The sequence below is a fragment of the Coriobacteriia bacterium genome (assembly GCA_034370385.1).
In the GTDB taxonomy this organism is placed as follows: Bacteria; Actinomycetota; Coriobacteriia; order Anaerosomatales; family PHET01; genus JAXMKZ01.
Genome location: JAXMKZ010000047.1, coordinates 1 through 5,526, shown reverse-complemented (window position 1 = coordinate 5,526; position 5,526 = coordinate 1). Strand labels below are relative to the sequence as shown.

Sequence of the window (5,526 nt, the reverse complement as noted above, 5' to 3'; positions counted from 1 at the left end):
TGGAGCTGTCAGTGAGTGAGGGCGTCGTGGCCGGATCTGCGCCGGAACAACCAAGCGTCGAGAAACCAACCAGGGCCAGCGCGCTCAGCGCAGCCGTCAGTCGTTTCGACCACCTCATCGAAGCCCCCCTCCGCCTAACGTCTTTGGGCATAACCTGCGGCTTTGCCCCTTGCGGTGTCAACCGTGACGCTTCTGGCCGTCAGGTTGATGCCCTGGTTAGATGGGTGCCGTTACCCGTCGAGGAACCGAATGACCTGATCGGCGACCGCGTCAGGGTGTAGGTCTGCCAGGTCGTGACCGGCATCTGGGAGCACGGCGACCTGTATTTGCGGCGCCACCTTCGACAGACGGGCGGCAGCGGCCTTGGGTGAACTCAGCTTCTCCCGCTCACCCGCGAGGTAGAGCACTGGCGTGCGTATCCTGCCGAGCTCAGCAGGAGTGAACACGCGCGGGCCGCGCATCACGTTGGTGGCGTTCGTGAAGCACTCGAGCCCGAGGACCATGTCCGAGACGTACTGCTCAAACTCCTGCGGTCGGAGCGCGGCCATGTCGGGCATCAACCATCGTAGCATCGCGCCAACCGTACGCTGGGACGGGCGGATGAATGCCGCGAGCGAGCGGGGCGCATTGGTCGCGTTGCGCCAACTCGCACCGCAGACGACGAGAGCCGGTGACATCCAAACGGTCTTGGCGAGCCGTTCCGGCGCATGACGCGCGTACTCCGCGGCGAGCCAAGCGCCGCGAGACACCCCGAAGATGCTCACGTCACGGGTGAGCCCGAGCGCGTCGAGCGACTCGTCGATCCACGCGAGGTAGTCACCGGTCCCGTCCGGTGGCCGGGCACACACGCTGCGGCCGAAGTCGTAGATGCTGTCGGGGCAGTAGACCCTGTGCCCACGCGACAGCGCCTCGATCAGCTGCGACGGCCACTGAAGCGAGTGCGCCCAGACTCCATTGAGCATCACGAGCGGCCGGCCGTGTTCAGGTCCAGTCGTGCGAATGAGGGTCTTCCCGTGCTCGGTATCGAGCACCATCGTCGTCCACGAAATCGGTGAGGCTGCCTCAAGCGCATCGTATCGGGCGAGGTAGCGCTCGCGCGTTTCCGCGGAGCGGAACGGGTGGTACTCCGATCTCGGTAGCTGCGCCACTGATTCCCCCGATCGTGAGTGGCACTCCATCTAACGTGTTAGGCATAACCAGCAACGCACGCGCTTCTCTTCCGCAGTCTACCTTCTGGTTGTCTGGTTGATGCCTTTGTTAGCGCTCAGCTCTCAGACCTCAGCTCTCAGTAGATGCAGGCGTCCAGTATCGAGAGGACTTCCTCCAGAACGGGCTCTGGCGCTATCCCGATACGCTTGACGCTGCGGGCTCGGTAGTCGAGGGACTTCACCTGTTCGACCATCACCACTCCTGTGACGGCCTCACCATCAGGAATCGAGACGTGGAAGGGGAAGTCGCGCCGCGTGTTCGTCACCGGGCACGCTATACAGAATCCCGTCGCCTTGTTGAACAGATCATTGCTCACCACAAGCGCGGGGCGCCGACCGCGCTGTTCGTGACCTGACTGCGGATCGAAGGTCACCGCGACGAAGTCCCCCTTGCGAGGGACATAGGCCGCCATCTACCACGCCTCGCGGCCGGCCGGAGGACCCCAATCGAGTTCCTCAGGCTTGTAGCCTTCGGGGATGCGAGCGATGAGCTGCTCGAGGTCGAGTCCGCCCCGCACGCGGCGTGCGGGTGTGATGACGAGAGAACCTTCATGCACGCTGACGTCGACCGCGTCGCCGACCTCTATCCGGGCGTCAGTGAGCAGTTCTTTGCTCAGGCGGAGACCCTGGCTGTTGCCCCACTTCTTGACTTTGGTGATCATGTCGCACCTCCAATGGATAGCCGAAGTATATCCACGATGATGCAAGCGAGTCAACGGTGCCGCTGTAGCGCTAACGTTGTTGCGCATAAGCTGCGCGCCACGTGCTTTCAGGTCGATTCTACCTTGTGCGCGTCAGCTTGATGCGCTTGTTAGCGATCAGCCGGAGTCGCGTCCATGGCCCGATGAAACGCCGCCGCCACAGCAGCAGCACCTGCGCTGTTCAGATGTGCGCCATCAAGCGTGAGGCTCAGCCCTCGCCTTGCCGCGACCCTGTCAACGCGCTGAGGTGTCTTCAGCAGCAATGCATCACGCAGTACACAGATCGCCCTCGATGCGACGTACCCGGATGGCGGGCTGTCATGCGGGGGCATGTAAAGTCGCAGGTCAAGATACTCGACGTTCGCATACTCCGACGCGATAGAGCACACGGATTCTGAGAGGGCCGCCAGCTGGCGGTTCCACTCGTTCTCGGGGCGCTCTCCCAGCATAAGAGGAGCAACCGCGACGACTCTGTGCGCCTTCGGCGACACCAAGTCCAGAAGACGCCGATAGTAGGACTCGAACGTCTGCCGGTCGCGCGACCAGGGATGGCGCAGCAGTCGTCGCACCCAGGGAAACGTCCAAGAGACCCGAGGGAATACGTCGTTCAAGCCAATCCATACGAACGCGATATCTGCTTCGCAGGCATGCGGCATCCGGGATAGCCGCCGGTATAGGCTGATCACGGAGTCTCCGCCCCTGCCCAGGTTGACGAGCGTGCGGTTGGTGTTCGCTTGCTGCAAGAGACGGAAGTACGACACGCCGGGTCTGCCGGCAGTCAGACTGTCGCCGAGGAAGACCACACGCATGACGAGCCCCTTCCTCACGCGAGCTAGCTCGGCACTTCTGTATCGCTAACGTGTTTGCGCATCAGCTGCGGCCGATACGCCTCACTTCCGCAGTCTACCTTCTGGCCGTCAGCTGGATGCGCTTGTTAGCCACCCGCCACCTCGTTTTGAGGAGGCACCGCCGTGACATGCCCGACGGCTTGGCTCGTACTCTGCGCTACGCCACTTACCTTCCACGCAACAGCAACACTCAAGGTGCGCACGGAGTCTTCGAACTCCCACTGGTACTCCATGGCGCCACCGGGAAGAGAACCCGTGTGATGCGCGGGGTGGGCGCACATAGCGTGATCGTGCCTGCCTGACCGCATGTCGATGAAGTCCGCATCGAGCGTGGGGTGTCCGCGGTCATCGCGGTCCGCCCAGTCGAGTCGAAGTTGAACGTTGTACGCTCCGGCAGGGAAAGGCTCGAAGAAATGGCAACGGCTGTCGAGCCGCGTCACGAGCTCAGTTGTGACGCCGGTCTCTCGACTAGTGACATAGACGTGGGCGACGTTCTTTGCGAGTCCCGCCGCATCGAGTGGATCGGCCAAGCGTCCCCTCTTCCTAGGTGTGACTAACGTTCTTACGCTTCAGCTGAAGCGCGCCTCACCGCGCTTCTGTGATCGAGTCTACCTGACAGGGGCGCGCTTTCTGCTGGAAGCGTGGGTTAGGCACGCACGCTACTCAGTTCCTCGCCCATTCCTTGAAGCACCCGCTCGACGAGAGCTGGATCGACGTGATGCTCGTAGTTGCCCATCCATACCGTGAGAGTATCCCGATACGTGCTGATGGTCGCCCCGAAGCCAGGTCCTTTCGGAATCGAGCCAGTCATGTGTGCGGCAATCGGCAATGCATCACCGAAGGCCAGTCGAGCCTCATCCATGACGCCGATATTCATGACAATCGGTGCGGCCGTGCCGGATCGGTACATACTACGCAGCAACAACGTCATAATCGCCTGTATAAGCCGGTAGAAACGTACCGGCTTTGCCAAGAACTTCGCGCCCCAAAGCGATTCCCTGCAAGGTCGCACTCCTTCCGTGACCCGACCTAGAGCAGCGGCGAAGTCATCGTCCCTTTGGTGCACAATCACGGGGGTTGATGACCCCGCCAAGACGCACATGCGCATGATGCTCGCCTCGTCCGTGTACTGTCGGGCGTTCGACGTGATGCTTGGAGTGAACGGGACCCCGGTGTCGGGGGGATAGACTCGCGCTAGCGAACGCATGAGCGCCGTGAGAAGCATCTCGGTCACTGTCGCTCCCCGCGCATCTCCATAGTCCTTCACAGCAGCGAACTGCTCGGGACCCAGGGTGAGACGGCGTACGCTCAAGTCGCTTCCGGTACCAGCGGGCAGCGGCATCTTCCACTTGTTGGCTGCGGGACGCACGGAACCTCGGTTCGCCGCTTCTCGCTGATCATCACTCATGGCGTTCCACAGATCGCCGCCACTTGGGCGCGGAGTGAGATTCGGGGGAATGGAGTACGCGCGATCCAGGAGCAAGCGCGAGTAGGTGTCGGCGAGCGTGTAGGCTAGCTCCTTGGTCGCCCACCCGTCAGCCACAATGTGGTCGAGTCTCAGACACACTTCATCATGTGCCTCGGTGCGCAGAAGGCGAACTGCCAGCCGCGGTCCGTGCTCATCGAACGCCTCACCATGAAACGCGGCAGCATCCTCTTCGATATCGCGGGTGTCAACGACGGAGAAGTACAGTGAGTCATCGAGATTCGCGCAACGCTCCCACTCCGCGCCGGAGAAGCCTTCCTTGAACCAGCAGCCGAGAACGGGCTCAGCATCGAGCAGTAGCCGCACGGCACGGGAGAGCACCGCAGCGTCAAGGCGTTCATCGAAGGTGAGACGGCATCCGAGGACCAGATACCCCAGCGGACGTATCATCGCGGTGGACAGGTCGCCACTTGCGACCGGTATGCGCGAGGGAATATCTACAGGTTGCATATCACGAGCTCCTCCCGTACAGCCCCAGCTGTGTCTAACGTCGGGCGCTTCAGCCGCGCCCTCTGACTGACATGGTAGCCGAGGACTGGCGAAGTCGGCTGGAAGCGCTTGTTAGGCACACGTCTCGGCGTCGCTCCAAGGTAAGTCCCACTCGACGTACCAGTGGATGACCTTCAACGCGCTCACCGCACTGTCGCCCCATTCGTAGAAGCGAAAGCCCCATTCCCACATGGCGTCCGACAGTCGACCCGCGTCGAAGTGGGCCGAACCAGCCATGAGGTCAACGAGGACGTCAGAGAGATCGTGGGACAGGCGTGAGCCGGCGGTATTGGGTTCCGAGGGGTCGACCGGAACGAAATGCTGGTCGCGCTCTGCGATGTAGTCTGAAAGCGCCTGCGCACGAGGCGGCCATCCGCGATACCAGCGCTCGTACTCAGGATTGGCCGCGACGTCCCGGTCCTGGAAAGCGTCGTCTCCACTGGAGCCCACGTGGTAGTCGCACGTGCATCCGATCGCGTAGCCAGCCACGTACAGTTGCCCGAGCAGTCCCGCCAGTGTGCGTGCGAAGACCTCCCAAGTGACTTCCTCGGGACCGGAGAGCAGCTTCTCGTAGCTACGGACCAGGTCGCGGAACGCAGACCAGTCGTAGTCATCAACCAGGCTCACAGTTCGCCCGCGCGTTTCTGTTGTGCCTAACGTGTTAGGCATGAGCAGCGGCCCACACCCTCTCTTCCGCAGTCTACCTTGCGCCGTCTGCTGTTGCTCCTATGTCAACTCTACACCGCGAGGGCAACCAGAACGGTAGCGAAGTCCGCATGTACGACTGTGCCCGC

The 5,526-nt window shown here is 62.1% G+C and carries 7 protein-coding genes; all 7 read right to left on the bottom strand.

Annotation, left to right across the window (positions count from 1 at the left end; genetic code table 11):
* Positions 1-230: 230 nt before the first annotated feature.
* Positions 231-1,148 (bottom strand): alpha/beta hydrolase, encoded by a 918-nt coding sequence (locus U1E26_09815; protein MDZ4169932.1) that lies wholly within the window; start codon positions 1,146-1,148, stop codon positions 231-233.
* 137 nt (positions 1,149-1,285) lie between these two features.
* Positions 1,286-1,621, bottom strand: coding sequence for a type II toxin-antitoxin system PemK/MazF family toxin (locus U1E26_09810; GenBank protein MDZ4169931.1), 336 nt, complete (start codon positions 1,619-1,621; stop codon positions 1,286-1,288).
* Positions 1,622-1,870: an AbrB/MazE/SpoVT family DNA-binding domain-containing protein gene (locus tag U1E26_09805; protein ID MDZ4169930.1), complete on the bottom strand. Its 249-nt coding sequence runs from the start codon at positions 1,868-1,870 to the stop codon at positions 1,622-1,624. It lies immediately after the preceding gene.
* 149 nt (positions 1,871-2,019) lie between these two features.
* On the bottom strand, positions 2,020-2,718 hold the full coding sequence (locus tag U1E26_09800; protein ID MDZ4169929.1) for an SGNH/GDSL hydrolase family protein: 699 nt from the start codon (positions 2,716-2,718) through the stop codon (positions 2,020-2,022).
* 125 nt (positions 2,719-2,843) lie between these two features.
* Positions 2,844-3,287, bottom strand: a complete 444-nt coding sequence (locus U1E26_09795) for a hypothetical protein (protein MDZ4169928.1) — start codon at positions 3,285-3,287, stop codon at positions 2,844-2,846.
* Positions 3,288-3,403: 116 nt separating this feature from the next.
* Positions 3,404-4,693: a hypothetical protein gene (locus U1E26_09790; protein MDZ4169927.1), complete on the bottom strand. Its 1,290-nt coding sequence runs from the start codon at positions 4,691-4,693 to the stop codon at positions 3,404-3,406.
* A gap of 111 nt (positions 4,694-4,804) precedes the next feature.
* On the bottom strand, positions 4,805-5,359 hold the full coding sequence (locus U1E26_09785) for a DUF5063 domain-containing protein (GenBank protein MDZ4169926.1): 555 nt from the start codon (positions 5,357-5,359) through the stop codon (positions 4,805-4,807).
* Positions 5,360-5,526: the final 167 nt, after the last annotated feature.